Here is a 3,000-nt window from a genome sequence, read left to right on the forward strand (position 1 = left end):
CCGTCGCGTCCGACTGTTCGCGTGCGCTTCGGTGGAAGCGGAACGCCTGGTCGGGGCTTGATGCCACGCGGGACATCAGGACCACACGCCTTGGCCGTCCGCGGCAGCGTGGTCGTCAGCGCTTCGGTGTCGGCTCACGGGGCCTTTCGATGAAAGGGAGCCCGCCCTGCCTTCACGTCCCCGCCTGACGCTGCCGCGTCCATCGCCCCCCGCCCCGCGAACCGTGACGATCGCGTTTCGCCCCTCTCCCCGAGGCGGGTTAAGACGGACTATAGTCCTTTTAGGAATTTTGTCAAGACACGCATTCGCTGCCCGTCGAGGCGCTCGGCTCTTCACGACCGGCGGCGGATCCCGCCCCCCAACTCAGCGTGGACCTGCCACTGCGCCGTGACGGCCAGCCGTCATTTGGTCGGATCGCTCCGCATCGCCTTCACGAGGTCCCGCCATTTCTCCATATGCAGGTCGCGCGGGCCGGCCGATGCCTCGGTCGGCTCGCAGATCCAGCGCCACACTTTCCTGGCTTCATCCTTGAAATCCTGCCGACCGCAGAATTCATCGTCCGGCTCGTGCAGCCTGCTCCAGAGCTGGCGCAGATCAGACTGGTTGATCTCGGCCTTGCGGTCCCGTCCCCACGAGGATGGAAGGAAATTGGCAGCCGGAATCGAGCGCGGTCGCGGGTCGTTCAGGTGATACGTCTTGGCGTACATCCAATGCGTGCCGAAGCCGCCCCGCGCGCGGAACGCCAACGGAAGGCCGAGATAGTGATATCTGACCTTGGTGGCGTTCTTGTCTCGCTTGGCGAGAAGCGCCTCGAGCTCGGCGGTGAGACCGTAGGTCAATCCACCCGCCAGGCGCTCGCGTGAGCTGCCGACGGCCGACATCCCACGATCCTGACCGTAGTCGTAGGAGATCGCGGACGCCTCAGCTAGAACGATGTGGATCGGCCGGATCGCCTTGCCATCTTCCATGGTCGCGACCGCGCCTTGCAGCGCGTAGAGCGCGGACAGCAGTCCGAGATTCTCGACGGCGCCGCCGTCGGTCACGTAGTAGTCGCGTGGACAGTCATCCGGTTTGTCCGCCTTGATACTGATCCGCGCGCTTGGAAACACGGGCGGGAAATTGGCATTAAGGGCGGCGGCGACCGCCAGCGGCACCTTGCCGTCGCGCACCACCTGGTACGGAAACATCACGTCCACGATGGGCGCCGGTCCGCCCGGGAAGCGCTCGGTGTCACGCAGGTTGGTGAAGACGAGCCGGCCGCCGCTCATCAGCTTATAGACCCGTTCGTGCTCCTGGCAGCTCGGGTCGGCTGCCAGGCTCGGCGGCGGGTCCAGGGTGCTTCGGAGCAGTTGGGAGTCCTGGGAGGGATGGCTGACGATCGCCGTATTCAGGATCAGGCCCGGCCCTTGAAGCTCGCCGATCAACGCCCCTTTGAATAGCCGCCGGTTGAAGCTCTCTGCCAGCAAGACCGACAGCGACGTGTCGGAGAACACGCGCCACTCCGTCGCGCCATTGAGGACGTCCTCGATGAACGGTTTGGTCATGCGGTCGTTGAAGCAATCCCAATTACCGGAGGCGCTCGGCAAATTCTCATCGCAGCCACCCGGATCGTCGGTGCGCGCCTCCACCAGCGCCTTGGAGTTTGCTGCGAAATAGCTGAGCGCGACACCGCCGCCCGACACGCCACTGAGCAGCACGATGTCTTTGTCGACGCCGAGCTTGTGCAGGCCCCGTAGCACCGACGCGGTGTACAGCGCCGCCCGGGTGCCGCCACCCGAGGCGACGACGACGAGCGCCGGGCGCACCGGCTGGTTCGGCTGCTGAACCAAAAGCGACGCGAGGCTGACGGGAGCCGGAGCTGTCTGCTCTACCGACGTCCTGAGCACCGGCGCGATGCCGCCGGTTCCGATATTGTGATTGTAGATATAGTAGCCGAGAAACGCGCCGGTGATCAGCACCATCAGAATGTTCATGATCAGGAAGTAGTTTCCCGAGCGGCGTCCGATGTCGATGACATAGGACATTTCGTCGGGCGTCGTCGCGCGGCGGCTGAGGCGATCGAACAGCTCGCCGAAATAATAACTGTTGAAAGCAACCTCCGGCCCGCGACCGACCGCGTGCCCGGGCTTTGCTGCGGGGGGCTGCCAATAGCCCAATGCGATGAAGCGTCCGGTTTCGTGCAGTTGCACGAAGCGGTTCTCGGCACTGACGCCGATGCCGGCCGGGATCGGCGGATTACGCGGATAGGCGATCGTTATTTCGCTCGGCCCGGCGCCGAGGATCCGCAGCAGCCCAACGGCAAGCGCCCGGTTCATCCAATATTCCAGGAACCAGAACAGCAGGTAGATCATCACGATCAGGCCGAAGATCGTGCCGAACGGCAGCGCATCCAGGATGGTCGAGATGTAGTCGACCTGAAAGACGCGCATCAGGCCGAGGGCGATCACCAGCGTCGACACGATCAACGGCCCGCCGCGCAAACACCATCGGTCGAGATGGACGTTCATCTCGTCCCAGCGCGTGGACACGTTGCCCCACACCAGCATCAGATAGGACACGGCGAACGACAGGGCGACGGCGACGTAGAGCACCTCCGGCGGCACCACCAAGGCTGTCCAGGCCGGCAGCAGAAGCAGGTGCATCGGGTGATAGAACGGACCGTAGAAGAACGCATAGATCAGCCGCCGCCAGCTCAGCTTCGGTTCATCGCGGGGGTCGAAAAGTTCGGTGTCGGCCAGCCAGGAGCTGAAGGCCCTCGACTCCACCGCGAGATTGTTGGGATCGGCGGCGATGGGCGATTTATCGAAGGGGAACATCAGCCTGACGAGCGCCGGCGCCAGCAGCAGCACCGCGGCCATGCAGGGCGCCCAGAACGCGAATACGTGCCGGTATGGCAAGTCGTAGGCCTGGCGCGTTTGCGCGTCGGAAAGCAGGAACCACTGGATCGCGGCGACCATCACGATCGCACCGATCTGGAGAACGATAAGCTGCGAGGTCAAT

The 3,000-nt window shown here is 64.2% G+C and carries 1 protein-coding gene; it reads right to left on the reverse strand.

Annotated features, from left to right (window positions below; all coding sequences use genetic code 11):
- Positions 1-401: 401 nt before the first annotated feature.
- The coding region (locus ACOJTD_RS00530; protein ID WP_420130995.1) for a patatin-like phospholipase family protein at positions 402-3,000 on the reverse strand (2,599 nt) is incomplete at its 5' end.

It is taken from the genome of Rhodopseudomonas sp., assembly GCF_048594845.1.
Classification (GTDB): domain Bacteria; phylum Pseudomonadota; class Alphaproteobacteria; order Rhizobiales; family Xanthobacteraceae; genus Rhodopseudomonas.